General features: G+C 36.6%; 17 protein-coding genes. 6 read left to right on the forward strand and 11 right to left on the reverse strand.

The features are described from left to right. Positions 1-83: 83 nt before the first annotated feature. Complete coding sequence (locus LRP84_RS05925; protein WP_230574231.1) at positions 84-1,061, reverse strand: ornithine cyclodeaminase family protein; 978 nt, start codon at positions 1,059-1,061, stop codon at positions 84-86. Between the two features lie 132 nt (positions 1,062-1,193). Continuing rightward, entirely contained in the window at positions 1,194-2,198 is a 1,005-nt protein-coding gene (locus tag LRP84_RS05930) for a proline racemase family protein (protein WP_230574232.1), read from the reverse strand. Between the two features lie 392 nt (positions 2,199-2,590). Between LRP84_RS05930 and LRP84_RS05935 the strand changes: the two genes are divergently transcribed. Both LRP84_RS05935 and LRP84_RS05940 read left to right on the forward strand, forming a co-directional pair. Beyond that, a complete protein-coding gene (locus tag LRP84_RS05935; RefSeq protein WP_437438764.1) occupies positions 2,591-2,824 on the forward strand; it encodes a hypothetical protein in 234 nt (77 codons plus the stop codon). 65 nt (positions 2,825-2,889) lie between these two features. Beyond that, entirely contained in the window at positions 2,890-3,567 is a 678-nt protein-coding gene (locus LRP84_RS05940; RefSeq protein WP_230574234.1) for a GNAT family N-acetyltransferase, read from the forward strand. 491 nt (positions 3,568-4,058) lie between these two features. Here LRP84_RS05940 and LRP84_RS05945 read toward each other — a convergent pair whose 3' ends face one another. Continuing rightward, positions 4,059-4,769 carry an ArsR/SmtB family transcription factor gene (locus LRP84_RS05945; RefSeq protein ID WP_230574235.1) on the reverse strand — a complete coding sequence of 237 codons (711 nt, stop codon included), beginning with the start codon at positions 4,767-4,769 and terminating at the stop codon, positions 4,059-4,061. Positions 4,770-4,838: 69 nt separating this feature from the next. On the opposite strand from LRP84_RS05945, the gene LRP84_RS05950 reads away from it, so the two are divergent. Both LRP84_RS05950 and LRP84_RS05955 read left to right on the forward strand, forming a co-directional pair. After that, positions 4,839-5,312, forward strand: a complete 474-nt coding sequence (locus LRP84_RS05950) for a DinB family protein (protein ID WP_230574236.1) — start codon at positions 4,839-4,841, stop codon at positions 5,310-5,312. Positions 5,313-5,405: 93 nt separating this feature from the next. Then, positions 5,406-5,777, forward strand: a complete 372-nt coding sequence (locus LRP84_RS05955; RefSeq protein ID WP_302850575.1) for an MFS transporter — start codon at positions 5,406-5,408, stop codon at positions 5,775-5,777. Positions 5,778-5,829: 52 nt separating this feature from the next. On the opposite strand, the gene LRP84_RS05960 is transcribed toward LRP84_RS05955, so the two are convergent. Genes LRP84_RS05960 through LRP84_RS05975 form a run of 4 tightly spaced genes read right to left on the reverse strand, consistent with a single transcriptional unit; the run spans position 5,830 to position 9,607 of the window. Continuing rightward, complete coding sequence (locus LRP84_RS05960) at positions 5,830-6,798, reverse strand: sugar phosphate isomerase/epimerase family protein (protein WP_230574238.1); 969 nt, start codon at positions 6,796-6,798, stop codon at positions 5,830-5,832. Position 6,799: 1 nt separating this feature from the next. Then, positions 6,800-7,813, reverse strand: coding sequence for a Gfo/Idh/MocA family protein (locus LRP84_RS05965; protein ID WP_230574239.1), 1,014 nt, complete (start codon positions 7,811-7,813; stop codon positions 6,800-6,802). Positions 7,814-7,825: 12 nt separating this feature from the next. Beyond that, positions 7,826-8,851, reverse strand: coding sequence for a Gfo/Idh/MocA family protein (locus tag LRP84_RS05970; RefSeq protein WP_230574240.1), 1,026 nt, complete (start codon positions 8,849-8,851; stop codon positions 7,826-7,828). 24 nt (positions 8,852-8,875) lie between these two features. Then, a complete protein-coding gene (locus LRP84_RS05975; RefSeq protein ID WP_230574241.1) occupies positions 8,876-9,607 on the reverse strand; it encodes a ThuA domain-containing protein in 732 nt (243 codons plus the stop codon). Positions 9,608-9,854: 247 nt separating this feature from the next. Between LRP84_RS05975 and LRP84_RS05980 the strand changes: the two genes are divergently transcribed. Then, entirely contained in the window at positions 9,855-10,772 is a 918-nt protein-coding gene (locus LRP84_RS05980) for an AraC family transcriptional regulator (protein ID WP_230574242.1), read from the forward strand. A gap of 543 nt (positions 10,773-11,315) precedes the next feature. Continuing rightward, on the forward strand, positions 11,316-12,767 hold the full coding sequence (locus LRP84_RS05985; RefSeq protein ID WP_230574243.1) for an RNA-guided endonuclease InsQ/TnpB family protein: 1,452 nt from the start codon (positions 11,316-11,318) through the stop codon (positions 12,765-12,767). Here the strand turns inward: LRP84_RS05985 and mce are convergent. The 4 genes from mce to LRP84_RS06005 all read right to left on the reverse strand — a co-directional run bounded on the left by mce (position 12,753) and on the right by LRP84_RS06005 (position 16,340). Further along, complete coding sequence (gene mce, locus LRP84_RS05990) at positions 12,753-13,220, reverse strand: methylmalonyl-CoA epimerase (RefSeq protein ID WP_230574244.1); 468 nt, start codon at positions 13,218-13,220, stop codon at positions 12,753-12,755. The genes LRP84_RS05985 and mce overlap by 15 nt on opposite strands. Positions 13,221-13,370: 150 nt before the next feature. Beyond that, complete coding sequence (locus LRP84_RS05995; protein ID WP_230574245.1) at positions 13,371-13,859, reverse strand: SMI1/KNR4 family protein; 489 nt, start codon at positions 13,857-13,859, stop codon at positions 13,371-13,373. A 398-nt stretch (positions 13,860-14,257) separates the two neighbouring features. Continuing rightward, entirely contained in the window at positions 14,258-14,770 is a 513-nt protein-coding gene (locus LRP84_RS06000) for an Imm6 family immunity protein (RefSeq protein WP_230574246.1), read from the reverse strand. 221 nt (positions 14,771-14,991) lie between these two features. Continuing rightward, positions 14,992-16,340, reverse strand: a protein-coding gene (locus tag LRP84_RS06005; RefSeq protein WP_230574247.1) for an IS3 family transposase whose coding sequence is annotated in 2 segments (ribosomal slippage) — positions 14,992-15,884 and positions 15,884-16,340 — 1,350 coding nt in all. Because the reading frame shifts where the segments join, the coding sequence is not laid out codon by codon here. Between the last annotated feature and the right edge of the window lie 66 nt (positions 16,341-16,406).

Raw genomic sequence — 16,406 nt, forward strand, 5'->3', positions numbered from 1 at the left:
TATCAATAGACAGTCCTCTTTTTGTAATCTTTTAATTAAAGTAAAACTACCACACTTTCTTCGCTGTTTAGGTTGTCTATCATTCACAACTCAACCCTAGTCCCCACCTTATTCTTGATAGCCTTTTCATAAAAATACTTCGCCACCACAATATCCACAACGGCTAATCCGACAGATTTAAATACGGTAATTTCTTGATCACTTTCCCTTCCATTTCGTTCGCCGCTTATAATTTGTCCGAGTTCTGCGTGAATATCGCTTTCTTTGAAAAGTCCTTCTTGTATTGGGATTTGCAAGTCACCGGTTTCTTCTAGTGCTGCTTCTTTTGATTCTACTACTACCTTATTAGCTGAGGAAATGACATGAGATGGCAGCTCTTGCATCGTCGGTCTAAATGAACCGACAGCATTTACGTGAACACCAGGTTTTAATGTGTCTGAGAAAACTGGTGTTAAGGAGTTTGTTGTCGTGACAACGATATCTGCCTCGCGTACTGCTTCATTCGCATCTGCGTATATGCGGACAGGTTTATTAAATTTCTCCTTTATATACTCGGCGAACTCGGTAGCTTTTTGTTCTGTTCGGTTATAAAGCATAATGTTTTCAATATCTCGCACAGCGAGCATGGCCTGAACAAGCCCTTTCGCTTGTTCTCCTGTACCGATGATGCATAAGTTTTTCGCATTTTGACGAGCTAGGTATTTTGTTGCTACACCTGATAAGGCACCTGTTCGAATCATCGTTAAATATGATCCTTCTAAAAGGGCGAGCGGTTCTCCTGTTTGAAAATCTGATAGCATGACAACCCCGTTGATTGTTTTCTTTCCTATTTTAGGGTTATTGGGAGCTACTGTTACTACTTTTAATCCAAGTGCACCAAGGTCTTCAGCTACAGAAGGCATCGTTAATGCGGTATTTTGCGAATTCGCAAATGGCAAAGAGTAGCGAATCGGAGTGATCGTTCTTTCTGCAGAAAACTCTTGTAAAGCAATCGCCGCGTGTTCAATTACTTCATTCATATCTACTAAACTTCTTTGTTCAGCTGCATTTATAACTAACATATTTATCTCGTCCTTTCCTGAATCTTTTTCCAATGCTTGTCGCCAATATAGTAGTTATTCCACCACTTTATCTTCATTCCCTCTTACAAAAAGAGTTGTTTTCTAAACAGAAAACAACTCTTTATACAAACATTACGCCAATAAAAAACCTTGTTTTAACGGATTTCTTGGATCCATTACAAATTGGTGAAATCCTGTAATAAATGCCTGACCAGTAACTTTTGGAATGATTGCCTCGTATTCGCCTACTTTTGTCGATGACAACACTTCTCCAACAAATTGTCCGTCAGTAATGCATTCATGAACGAAACTTCCGCCTTCTTGTAGAACTCCATGTTCAACAAGCGTTGCCAGTCTAGCTGAAGTACCCGTGCCGCAAGGAGAACGATCTACTTGCCCATCAGAAAAGATAGTTACATTTCGTAGCGTCGCATCTTTTCCATTTGGTTCATCTGAAAAGATAACGCCGTATATTCCCTTCAAATCTTCTTCGAGAGGATGTTTTACTTCCATTTGACTTTCAATGTAATGTTTAATTTTCCCGCCCCATGTTTGAATAGCAGATAAATCTTTAAAGTTTACTTTTAAGCCAAATTCTTTACTGTCTACAACAGCATAGAAAGCTCCGCCAAAAGCAATGTCCACTTGAAATTCATAACCATCAATTTTTACAGGAACATCCTTCTTGTAAACGAAAGAAGGAACATTTTCAAATGTCACAGATTCCACTTGGTTTCCACTATATTTTGCATACGCGATAACCTCTCCTGCCGGGCTATCAATAATGAATTTTTGTTCTTCTCCTGTCACTTCGAACATACCAGTTTCAATTCCTACTGTGATTACAGCTACAATTCCATGGCCGCACATTGTACTCCAGCCTTCATTATGCATAAACAATACCCCAAAATCAGCATGCGGGCTTGCCGGCGGCGTAATAATACAACCGTACATACCATGATGTCCTCTCGGTTCATACATCAAAACTTCGCGAAGATGATCCAAGTGCTCCATACAATAAGCTCGTCGTTCTAATTGTGTTTTTCCTTTTATCACCGGTAATCCGCCTGTAATAATACGTAACGGTTCTCCTGCTACATGTGCGTCGATTGTTGTGTACATTTTGCTAATATTCATTTCTTGTCCCTCCGTTAATTGTATTCTCATATGAGATGCTTGTTATTTTAAAAGTTTCCTATATTTTTTATTAGCAAATATTGTGCCGGAATTTAGGAACTGAATATTATCAATAACCAATCAATTGTATTTGCACTTTTTCTAAAAAATTTTACCTTTTCCATAACAAATTTTTATACACATGTATACTTTCTTTTACACTATTTCATCTTCTCGTTTTGAATTTATAGCGAAAGAATGGCGTTTTTTTCGTTTTTGGAATATGATTTTTTCTTACCTTGATGGGCATGTGGCGATACTCCAGTTAGAACAAATGATGACACTGGAAAATAAAGAATAGTATAATTTTAACAATTCTAGGAATCGTATATTGCTTTGTTATTAAAGAGGAGATGATAAATTTGCAAAAGAAACGAATAGTATTTCTATGTTTATTTTTTTCTATTCTTTTAATATTTTATATTTCTCAAAAAGGGTACAGTGGAAAATATATACAATGGGGTGACACTGTAGAAACTGTTAATACAGATCAACTTGAAAGAAATAACATTCCATATAAAGTTAAAAATAATAAAGTATATATTCCTGAAGATGCCTTTGACAAGGCGATAATGTGTTGTTCATAAAATCATAAATAATATTTAACTACAATTACATTCCGTTTTCAGGATGTGAAAGGTGGAGATGTAATTTGGCTCAAGAATACAAGCTAATGGAAATACAGGCAGATGTATTATTTACATATGATAATTCGGGCAGAATGACAGAAATAAATGAGCCTGGAGGTCTTGTTGCCCCTTTATTTTTCCTTGGTCGTACCAAAGAAGGAAATGTCATTCGTTTCAATAAAATTTTCCCAAATCCAAAGATGGATAAAGTGTTGCAAGTTATTAATAACAATGAGCATATCGTTGACCTTAAAAACTTAATTGTTATTTTAAATGAGATAAGACCGATAAGTAGCATATGGATAGGTCCAGCTTACGTTTTTCCCGAAAATTTTAATATGACTTCAGACGCAGTTAGAGTAACAAATGAAAATAAGGAATTACTAAAAATGGATTTCCCAAATCTATTTGAGGAGTTTGAATGGAGACAGCCTTGTTTCGCTATTATTCAAGACGGTATTGCAGTTTCTGTATGTTGTAGTGCGAGAAAGAGTGCAAAAGCAGCAGAGGCTAGTGTGGAAACTTTGGAAGCCTATAAAGGAAACGGATATGGAACAAAAAGTGTTATTGCTTGGGCAAACGAAGTCAAGAAAGAAGGGTTATATCCTCTTTATAGTACAGCGTGGGATAATTTCTCTTCACAAGCAATAGCTAAAAAATTGGGTCTTCATAGATATGGAGTAGACTTTCATATAAGTTAAGTTTTTTGTAATTAGCATCTAATTATCTTATTGGGGCCTTGACGCATGCCCCTCAAGTTAAAGACTTGAAATTACCCTAAAACAAGGATTTTGTGCATGTAAGTATTCAAGATGACCACCATATCGAATAAACCATGCCCCCAACAAAAAGCACTAAACCTAAAGCAAAAACAACCAAAGCGAGTATTGCATTTTTATTATTTTCCATAAAATTGTCTCCTTGTAATTTTTTATTTTGTTTCATTTTTTATACTAAAAAACCTTTAGTTGTAATTATGGCTAAAGGTTGCGATCATCATACTTCTCAGTTGATAAAAATTTCATATTTATAACTCTTTCATGCGGAGTCTCCTTTCCTGCAAGCTTGAATAAGTGCAGTGATTTGTTCCCAATAATCCAGTTTCTTCTCTAGTTCCTGCTTTCCAGCCACAGTAATACAGTAAAATTTCCTCCTACAATGAAAGAGCCCGTCACTTGACGGACTAATAGAATTAAACAGACTTATTTTCGTTTTTCTTTATGTCAATACCTAATTGATCTTGCAAGGCTTTTTTACCGTTGTTTGTAAGATGGACTGCTCGACTTTTTTCTTCTTTTATAATCCATCCCTGTTCAAAAAAAAGATTAGCTATTTCAGATCCTAACCAACCCGCAATATGGTAACGTCTTTCACTCCAATCAAGACAAGGTTTTGCAAATATCCTCCTTTTTGTATTAGCCTTTTCGATATTAATCCCAAACTTTAAAAACCACTTTTTCCCTTGCTCAGTCACAGCGTATTCTCCATCTTCTAGAGTTAGAAGTTGTCTATCAATTAGTCCCTCAGCTATCTTTACACCAAGCTCCCCTGCAAGATGATCATAACATGTTCGAGCATTGCGAACTTTTTTTAATTGATCGGACTGCCTCAAAGAGCGAACCGGAACAGTTGGTGCAATCGTACCTAATTTTTCAAGAACTTCTGCTACCTCTTGATTAGCAAGTCTATAGTACCGATGTCTACCATGTTGTTCAACATTAAGGAGATTACCCTCGACCAATTTAGAAAGATGGGAACTGATTGTTGGATGTGACACTTTTGCCATATATGCTAATTCACTAGCTGGTAAAGCCTGACCATTCATTAAACACTCTAAAATTATTGCTCTTGTAGGTTCAGCAATTAGTTTTGCTATATATGAGATATTCGGATATACATTCATATTTCGATGATACCCTAATTATCTATTTGATACAATTATCTTGAATCTACAAGCAAGGAGGAGTTTATAATGAATGCAATTGAGCTTTGTATATTGAATTTAAAGGAAACAAGAAGGCGCTCTATCAAATTGTGGAGGTCTCTTCCTGATAGCTTGCTTTCTTGGAAACCTGACAACGAAGCAATGTCTTTTGGGGAGATGATTCGTCATGTGTGGAGTGCAAGTTTCCATTATCATATGCTCTTAAGGAACAATGGATTGATAAAGACAGAAATACATACCCCATACGATGAAGAACCAATCACTTCTGTTGAAAAAGAGATAGAGTTATCGCAATCATATTTTTCCGATTTTATAGAATATGTTGAATCCATATCAACGGAGGAACTAGAATCAAGACTTATTGATAGAAGTGATGTAGGCTACCAACGATATTTGGGTGACATGCTTTTAAGAATTGCCTATCATGATGCCGTTCATACGGGTCAGTTTTTACAATACTTACGAATGGTAGAGTTGGAAAGACCCCTAATATGGGATTAACCTTAAATAAAGATTTTGTGAGGAAAGCCCAATTGCCATCAAGCTTAGATTAAGTAAAATTTCGTTCGACTAGATTTTTTCTGTTTTCTAAAGATGAAAATAGGTTTATGTGTAATGCTTATAGCATTTGTTGGATTAAGTTTTATTCAAGCCCATTGGTCATCGTATATAATGGCTAGCCTATTATTTCTATATGGAATTGGGGGAGGGATATTTCAACCAGCTAATATTGCATCAGTTATGGCGTCTGTATCCAAAGAAAAACAAGGTGCGATTGGAGCTGTACAATGTATGTTACAAAATGTCGCAATTGCATTTGGTGCTGCAGTTGCTGCAACATTTATGAGTTCACAAGACGACATGGAAACATACAAACTTATTCAAGCTTTCCGATATTCGTGGTACATCGCAGGAGGATTACTATTATTTAATCTTCTATGTTTTTTAGGCTATCGGAAATCTTAAAAAGAAGAAGCAGGCCGAACCTGCTTTCTTCTTTGAACTCGGATTGATTGTATTACACCCACCACATTTGCGAAGGCGTTTCTTCTATTAATACGCTTTTCAAATTCGTAACCGCGCGTTTAAATCCTTCTTCAATCGACATGATTGGATCTTCATGTTCGATGCTTATTACGTAGTCATATCCGTACGTACGAAGTGCACTCATCATATTTGACCACTCTTTCATATCATGGCCGCATCCCACTGATCGAAATGTCCAAGCGCGCGTTTGCACTTCTCCGTACGGCTGCATATCTGTTAGGCCATACATATTAATATTGTCTTGATCTAAGTACGTGTCCTTTGCATGAAAATGATGAATCGCATTTTCTTTTGCTAAAATTTTAATGGCTCCGACAGGGTCAATCCCTTGCCACCATAGATGACTTGGATCTAAGTTGGCGCCAATTGCTTTGCTTGTTTTTTCACGCAGTTTTAATAACGTATACGGTGTGTGTACTAAAAATCCCCCGTGCAATTCTAAACCAATTTTCACGTTATGTGTTTCTGCGTATTCCCCGAGCTCTTTCCAATAAGGAATCAGCTTATGTTCCCACTGCCAAGTTCGTACATCCGCATATTCATTTGGCCACGGGGTAACAGGCCAATTTGGATATTTCGCTCCTTCGTGATCCCCTGCTGTTCCGGAAAAACAGTTTACGACCGGCACGTTTAGCAGCGATGCTAATTGAATCGTTTTACGAAGTGTATCGTCAGACTCTTTTGCAAAGCCTTCTTCTGGTGAGATTGGATTGCCGTGACAGCTAAATGCACTAATGATTAGGCCTCGATCCGTTACTTTTTTTAGATACGCTTCTCTTTTGTCCTTATCTTCAAGCAGTTCATCTAATGGGCAGTGATGATTTCCAGGATAACAGCCCGTTCCAATTTCAACGGCGTGAAGACCTGCTGCTTGTACTTTATCTAACATCTCTTCAAATGAACGATCTGCAAATAAAACGGTAAATACACCTAGTTTCATTTTATTTCCCCCCTATTTGACTCGTGTCATATATTTCATCGATAATAGCTGATACTTGAAGCGCTTCTTCCGGTTTTACCACTAACTCAGCCTTCCCTTTGCAGGCATCAATGAAATTTTTAGCCTGCATGAAACTATAATCCTCTTCTCCCTCTATCCAAGCTGCCTTACTGTTCATCAGCATGCCGTTTTTCGTTGTGTAAAGTTCAAGTGGAAAAACGTTAATCCCTCCGTCTACACCGGAAATGCTAACATGTTCTTCGTCATCTTCAATATTGGCAGACCAAGACGTTTCCAGCAGCAATGAAGCACCGTTTTCGAATTTCATATAAGCGGTTACATGATCATCCACATGAAATGTCTCATGATCAAATGTTCCCCATTGATTTAACTGACCAGGTGTTTTACTTAATTCGTTGTACGCACTTCCTAGAACCGCTGTATGTTTTGGGTTTCCCATTAGCCAAAGAGATAAATCAAGTAAATGACAACCATAATCTATTAAACTTCCTCCGCCTTGCAGTTCTTTATTCGTAAATACTCCCCACCCAGGAACTTTGCGGCGCCGCATCGCTTTTACGCGCGCTACGAGAGGACGGCCTACTTCTGTCATCATTCTTTTTGCTGCTTGTGCTTCTTTCATAAAACGATAATGATAGGCAATCGCTAGTTTTCTATCAGCTTTTTTTGAAGCTTCCAGCATATCTTCGCACTGCTGCTTACATAGTGCCATTGGTTTTTCACATAATACATGAACGCCTGCTTTCAAAGCCTCAACTACAAATTCAGCATGGAATTTATTCGGCGTACAAATACATACGGCATCTACTTCTTTCAGCATATCTTTATAGTTGGTAAATACTTGCGGGATATGATGCTCGTTCGCAACCTCTTTCGCTCTTTCACTATTAATATCGCTCATACCCCAAATGACGCATTCATTACCTAGTTGTTTAAAAGCTGGAATATGCCGCCCAGTGGCAATTCCTCCTGCTCCAATTATGCCAATTCTCACGGTATTCACCTCTTATACGCGGGTAATTTGTTTTGTTTGGCTTGATTGTAAAGCTGCTAAAATGACAGAAAGAGATTTAAGTCCTTCTTCACCTGGGACAGCTGGTTCTTCATCATGCAAAATTGCTTGTACAAATTGTTCAATCACGTGAGAATTATTTTGTCCGCCTTCATCATTCGACTGAATTTTCCCTAGTTCATAATTAACAACTTCTCCTGTCGCATATTGAACGATTAATGAATAGACTGGATGTTCTTCTAGACGAAGAATTGCTTTCTCACCGTAAATAATCGTTGAGTTATCTTCTTTACCCTTATAAGCCCAGCTTGCTGCAAGTGTTCCAATGACACCACTTTCCGTTTTTAATACACATACTGCGTTATCATCAACAGTAGCGAAATCTTTCGCATTATTTTCAACAAACGCGCCAACTTCTACAAATTCTTCTCCGAGTAAGTAACGAAGTAAATCTGTTTTGTGAACGCCTAAGTCTCCCATCGCACCAATAAACGCTTCTTCTTTTTTAAAGAACCAGCTGTCTTTGCCGTCCGCACTCCATCCTTCTGGTCCGCCATGGCCAAAAGCTGTGCGGAAGCTATAGATTTTACCGATTTCTCCGCTTTGAATCAGCTCGCGCGCTTTTTGATGAGATGCGACAAAGCGCTGGTTGTGTCCGATCATTAGTTTTTTACCGTTTGATTTTGCTGCTTCAATCATTGCTTTTGCTTCTTCTTCCGATGTGGCCATCGGCTTTTCACATAATACATGAATGCCGCTGTTTAAAGCCGCAATCGAAATAGGCGCATGTAGATAGTTTGGTGTACACACACTCACCGCATCCACAGTGCCGCTGGCTAACAGCTCTTCGTAATTTGTATACGCTTTTGCGCCATATTGCTTTGCTGCGCTATTTACACGTTCTTCATTTACATCACAAACTGCGACCAGTTCTACATTTTTATTGAATTGATACTCTGGTAAATGACGATACTTTGCGATGCTTCCACAACCAATAACCGCTACTTTTATTTTCCCCATGACCTTTATCCCCTTCGTTTCAGTTTACTTATTCGCTTTTACAACAATTTGTTCAATCGGCTTGGCATTACCGTAGACAGGACGTTTTCTTTCTACTGGTTTTGCCCATTGAATTGCATTTATGATCACGCGTTGAATCTCTTTATTATGGTACGTTGGGTATGTTTCATGCCCTGGTCTAAAATAGAACACTTTTCCATTCCCTCTTTTATATGTGCAGCCGCTTCTAAAAATTTCCCCGCCTTCAAACCAGCTTGTAAATATCAATTCATCCGGCGCCGGAATATCAAAGTGTTCACCATACATTTCTTCACGTTCAAGTTCAATGAATTCTGAAATTCCTTCTGCAATTGGATGGCTTGGCTCTACAACCCATAAACGTTCTTTTTCATCCGCTTCACGCCACTTTAAATCGCAACTTGTACCCATTAACGTTTTGAAAATCTTCGAGAAATGACCTGAATGTAAAACAATTAATCCCATTCCGCCTAATACACGTTGTTTGACCTTTTCAACGATTTCATCCGCTACTTCTTCATGTGCCATGTGTCCCCACCATACTAATACATCCGTTTGATGTAATACTTCATCTGTTAATCCATGTTCTGGTTCATCTAAAGTAGCCGTTTTTACTTCGAACCCTGCTTTCGTTAAAAATTCTGCAATTGTGCCATGAATCCCATCCGGATATATTTCACTTACAACAGGATTTATTTGTTCATGTCGATTTTCATTCCATACAGTTACTTTTAACATTGTGACAACACCCCTTTTTCGTTTATCCCGCATTAACGGGCAGTAAGCCCCCCCACTGATGGAAGTTTCACTGTATTTGTGATTAGTATAGAAAAGATAAGGAATGAAGGATATGCTTAATTTAGCTGTCTTTTTATTCAAAAGTGTCATCATTTTTTGGGTTGTTAAAAATCGAAAGAGAAAATAAGAAGAATTATGATATGTTTTATTTACAAAAGTGGCATGTTCTAAAGGGGAGAAATTGCGTATGACTTTAATAGAAAACGATTTAGAAGTTATTAATGAAAAAGTCATTTATCAAAATCCGTTGCTGTTTCTAAAAATATGGGAAATTAATATGAAAAAACATCATTTCAGTACGATAGAGAAACACCCTTGGCATTATCATAAAGAAGTAGAATTTATTGCCGTCGTTGAAGGTAACTTGGGGATTCAAAGTAAAAACGAGTATGTTGTAATGGGCCCGGGCGATGTCATCGTTTTAGGGGCGTCCCAACCACATCGTTCTCATAAACCACTGATGGATGATTTACGATATGTAGTGTTTCAAATCGATTTAGGGAAACACTTCGATGAAAGTATCATGCCGTACATATACTGTTTCTCTGAACAAACGAAACCTTTAAATGAAATAAACTATATTTTTGAAGAAAAACAAGCTGTAAGAAATGAAATATATACTCTAATCATGGAAATCTTTCAAGAATCACAAACACAAATGAGAGGATATGAAATTGCTATTAGTTCTGCTATTAAGCGAATGATGCTATTACTCTTAAGAAATGATACACGCAACATATTAAACTATACAGAGGGAATTGGTCTGAACCGATTACGGCCAGTTCTTGAATACGTAGACAAACATTTGGAAGATAAAATTACTGTAGAAGAAGCTTGCTCATTACTAGGGCTTAGCTACCATTATTTCATAAAATACTTCAAAAAAATTATCGGTACTTCATTTATTGATTACGTTAATTATAAGCGAATAAAAAAAGCTGAATGTTTATTAATGACAAGTGATCTTAGTATTACAAATGTTGGTTATGAGGTTGGCATCTCTAACATGGCTCAGTTCTATAAGCTTTTTAAAAGGTATAATCAATGCTCTCCAAAAGAGTTTAAGCAACGCATGCAAAATGAGTTGGAAGCTAAAAAAGAATAAACAAAGTGCGTTAGATTCGTTAGACTTGCCATTTCAGTTTCTACTAGCTTAACAGTAGGGTATGCATATTGTGTGCAATCAGGATAGCTCACAGTTTGTCCTTTCTTATTTGTATACACCTAAGTTCCATCCTCATCTTTTTTATCCATTTCTCTGGAATAGGTGAGTGTGGTGGTTTAGTAGCAAGCTGTTCCTTTGTTAAATTTACCTCTAACGCATCCTTTCCCGTACCCTTTGTTTAATCTTAAGATAAAAAGCACTTGTTGCCCTATAGGAGACAATCAAGTGCTTCAAGTTTATAAATTTTATCGCGTTAGAGTGACCGTATGACATCTTTTTTTCTCGTAAATATCAATCATATTTTATCCCCTTTATCGAAAAATTGGCAAGAAAACCCCACCTTCAAAACGTGTAGGGCATAGTCCAGTTTAAGGTGGGGATGAATTGCCGTCGTATTTGTAAAAATATTTTCACACCAATACGAATATACGTTCTTTTTTTGGTGTTTTGTAGTATCATGAAGGAAAGAAGGGGGTGAAAATGATGACGAAAGAAAAGGAATATGCAACCTATCAAATTTGGATCAAGAAAGGTCATAAGTTATACTCTTACTTCCTAGACATGTGCCAAAATGCAAAAAATCTCTACAATACAACAAACTTCTATATTCGCCAAGTGTATACGGCCTTACGTACTGATCAACCATTACAGCCACTTCAACAAGAGGTCCTCCATACATTACAAATGTACATCGAAACCATGAATGAAAATCAACTTCGTGCGTACCAAAAACGTGTGCAAAAACAGAAAGAAAAACCTGTTAAAGAACAGAAAGACATAAAATGTAACTTGTTTATATTACCGACAAAAGAGAAATCGTTCCTATCGTATCATTTCTTAGATTGCTTATTTAAAACAATGAAACAACAAGATTATATGAACTTGCCAGCGCAAACGAATCAAGCAGTTATGAAGAAGCTATATCAAAACTGGAAATCATTCTTCGCTTCCATCAAGGCATACCAAAAACATCCTTCCACTTTTACGGGCAGACCTCGCATTCCCAAATATATTAAATCACCTATGAAAGAAATTGTATTCACGAATCAAGTATGTAAACTCCAAGAGAAGTACATTCGTTTTCCAAAAACAAGCATAAAATTAAATATCGGTAAATTGTTTGGGCGGATTGGCAATCTCAAAGAGGTACGTGTTTCTCCTGCTTATGGGAAGTTTAAGGTGGAAATTGTGACAGAACAATCTGAGCTATCACCTGAGTATGTAGACAATCACCGCTACATGAGTATTGATTTAGGAATTAATAACATTGCAACTATCACAACTAATACAGGGGCTGCTCCTGTATTAGTAAAGGGCAATGTCATCAAAAGCATTAATCAATACTACAACAAGCAAAAGGCTCATTTACTGGGGATTCTTCGTCATGGAAAAGAACCAAAAGAAGGACCACACACATCAAAGCGTTTAGAGAGGCTTCATGAGAAACGGTTTCTCAAAATAAAAGATCTCTTTCATAAAATGAGTTATCACATTGTCCAGCTGGCGATTCAACAAGAGATTTCTATGATTATGATTGGAAAAAATACATCATGGAAACAAAATAGTGATATGGGGAAACAACAGAATCAGTCCTTCTGCCATATCCCACACAATCTATTCATTGAAATGATCACCTATAAGGCGAATCGACAAGGTATTACTGTACAAGTAGTGGAGGAATCGTATACAAGTAAAGCATCCTTTCTAGACAATGATGCAATCCCCAATTACGGTGGGAAAAACATTCCTCTATTCAGTGGAAAACGGATTACACGTGGATTGTATCGTACGAAAGAGAATCTTCTACTAAACGCAGATGTGAATGGTTCCTATAACATCTTAAAAAAGGCAGTTCCAAAGGCGTTTGTCGATGGAATAGAGGGGTTGTGCCATCAGGCAGCTGTGTCAACTCCACTCGTGTTAAGCATCTTTTGAAGGTGATACACGAGAAACCCCCACTTCAAGATCCGAAGGAGATAAGTGGCGGGAGTTTTCATCACATAATTCGTACAATGTACCATATGTTGATTTTGGATGAATAAAAGCAATTTGCGCGCCTTGTGCACCAGTTCGAGGTAATTCATCAATCATCTGTATTCCATTTTGCTTTATATACTGAATTCTTTGTTTAATCGATTGGACTCCAAATGCTATATGATGAATACCCTCACCACGTTTTTGAATAAATTGTGCAATTGCACTTTTGTTACTTAGTGGTTCTAACAATTCTAGTTTACTTTCTCCTACTACTAAAAAAGCTACTTTTACTTGTTGTGATTGTACTTCTTCTATTCCTAAAAGTTTCAATTTTAATATCTCTGTATAAAATGGCAAAACTGATTCTATAGATTGTACCGCAATTCCGATATGGTCAATTTTCTCAATCACTTACTATCCTCCTTGTGAATAACTCCTTCTTATCCACCTTCCGGTCTGATTGAAGAAGGGGCTTCCTGTTTCATTGACTGTTGCATAGTGGGGTGTCCCATAAGCAAACGAAACCAACTTATGGAACAGCCCTTTTATTTTAAATATCTATTAATCATGTAATTTGTTTAAAAACTCAGTGAAGTCACTTGCCACATAAAATACATTTTCTCTTGCACGTTCTTCCACTTGTTCTTCTGTTAATCCTTCTTCTCGCATCAACATTTCTTTTTCACCAGCATTTTCATGTTCCCAAAATACCACAACAGGGTTATTTTTGTCATTTTTATAGTCAAAACATATTAAATTTCCTGCTGGGTCAAAAGCAAAAGGAACTAATTCTGCCGGGAGTGTATCCTTGTAATCATTAAATAATTCTATAATATTTTCATCATCATCCATATCGTAAGTTAGTAACGTTCCAAAAACCTTTCTTTTCCCTTCAACTTCAAACACCTCTGGACTAACATGCGCTCCATTATTCTTCATCACACATTCTATATAATCTAAAGGAAAATTAATGCCTAATTCCTGTTCAACATTCTTTACATCTTCTCGTATAATTGGTTCATCCGGTGATCTCCATTGTACCTTACTCATCTGATTCCATCCCCCCATAACGTATTTCCACCTAAATGGTTAACTTTATGCGTTTTAGTTTCATGCTCCAATCGTTCAAATATACTGCTTTTTAACTAATCTTATGCTAAAAAGCAAAAAAGCACTTATCGTCTAAAAGACAATCAAATGCTTTTTGTTTGTTTTATAGTAATTCCTGATAAGTCTAAATTTTACCAAACAATCTTGTTTGAATTTGTAAGGTATTAATTCGTTTACTGTAACAATACTTCGAACGTTTATATGGTGTTAAATAAAAAGTCCACTCCCTCATCAACGATTTCTTTCCTAAATTGAAATATTGATATAAAGCTTTCGTTATAGACAAAATTATCACCATACAACTCTAATCCACCGTAAGTTCATAAAGTTGATAGTAGTTAAATCAATATTTGTAAATCCCTCAAAACTTCAGTCCTCAAATCACTCGTAATATCCTCATTCTTGTACTTAGTTAATAAAGAATTTATTCGCAGAATATAACTGTCTGAATCCTCTATACATTTTTCAAAACAATCAATAAAATGATCTACCAATGTGTCATCTACTAAAGCAATTGGTTCTGGATAATAATTTACACCTTCTCTTTCAAATGCTTTTCGACTTGTATAAGCAACTGCATCAATAATACAGTTCCATGCTATCATATCTACTTCATTGTCTGACATCTCTTGAATTATAGTTATACCATTTTCCTCATTATCCAATAAATCATACAGAATATCCCCTATATTATCTTTATCCCTCAACCACACCCAACATTTACCAATGACATCCAGAGCAACTTTTTGGTCTTCCTTACGAGAAAATACCGATAAAACTACTTCTGAAAGTCCAAGAAAAAATATCACTTTACTGTCGTCTGTATAAAAGTCAAAGTTTGTATTAGCCATATTAACCTCCAACTAATCAATATACTTTCCATTTACTATCTTTAGATTAAGCCTCCCTGTTACTTTAATGCTTTCATCAATCTCCGATGTAACTTCGATTTCAGTTTTACCAACATCAATCTTACTCTCTTTACCCGTACCTTATGTTGTAATCTTAAAATAAAAAGCACTCATCGCCTATAGTAGACAATGAAGTGAACCCAAAAAGTTAGACGCATATTTTAAGCAGCTAATGAGGAATGAGTTCTGTATTGTACAGGGCTCATTCCTTTTAGTTTTGTTTTGATTCGATCATGATTATAGTAGTGAATATATTTTTCTAATTCTAATTTAAAGTGTTCCATACTTTCGAACTCTTGTAAGTAGAGTAATTCAGACTTTAATAAGCCAAAGAAATTTTCGATGACTGCGTTATCTAAACAATTCCCTTTACGAGACATACTTTGTGTAATTCCTTTTTCTTTCAAGACATTTTGGTATTGCTTCATTTGATAGTGCCATCCCTGATCCGAGTGGAGGATAGGAATTTCACCATCTTTTAATTGTTGAAAAGCCTTATCCAGCATCTTTGAGACTAATGGATAAACAGGACGCTTCTCTACGTTATACGCAATAATTTCACCATTATATAAATCAAGTATTGGGGATAAATACAACTTCTCACCATGTATGTGGAATTCTGTCACATCTGTAACCCATTTCTCATTTGGTTTCGTTGCTCTGAAATCACGTTTTAGAATGTTTGGTGCAATATTACCAACTTTTCCACGATATGAGCGATACTTCTTCATACGGACAAGAGATTTTAAATTCATTTCGCTCATTAAGCGACGAACTGTTTTGTGATTTAATATGATACCTTGATTGCGTAATGTCCATGTAATACGACGATAGCCATATCGACCTTGGTGCTTATGAAAAATCTGTTGGATCATTTCTTTCACTTCGTGATATTTATCTGGGCGATTCATTCGTTTCACCCAGTAATAATATGTACTACGCGGAATATCAGCGACTTTTACTAAGTCAATGACTTTAAATTCGTGCCTCAACTCATAAATTATTTGCGCTTTGTCTTGTTCTGTGACTTTTCCTTTTCTTGAATTAAGGCATGTAACTTTTTTAAATACGCATTCTCCATACGTAATCTCTCAATTTCCGCTTTTAATGCTTCTTCTGACCCTTCTACTTGTTGATTTTCCCCTGGCTTCTTTTTCATAGGTGGACGCCCCTTTTCCTTTGGTTGAAGAGCGTCAATCCCTTGTGTTTCAAATAAATGTTTCCACTTCCATACCGTGCTAGAACTAGAAATGTTAAAAACTGTAGTAGCTTCTGCGATGGACGCTCCCATCTCGTTTATAAATTTAAGTACGTCCATTTTAAACTCAACAGAGTAATTTGTATATGTCTTTTGAAGACCTGCCAATCCATGTCTTTGAAACTTAGCTACCCATTTTTTTAACATCGTCATATCTACACAATGCTTTTGAGCTATATCTTTAAAGGATTCTACGTTGTTAAGATAATCGGTAACGGCAGATAACTTGGTTTCTAAAGAGTATTTCGTCATAAAAAAACTGCACCTCCAATTGTTAGACTGTGTCTAACAATTGGGGTGCAATTCATTCTGCGGGGC

The sequence above is a fragment of the Bacillus rhizoplanae genome (genome assembly GCF_917563915.1).
Taxonomy (GTDB): domain Bacteria; phylum Bacillota; class Bacilli; order Bacillales; family Bacillaceae_G; genus Bacillus_A; species Bacillus_A rhizoplanae.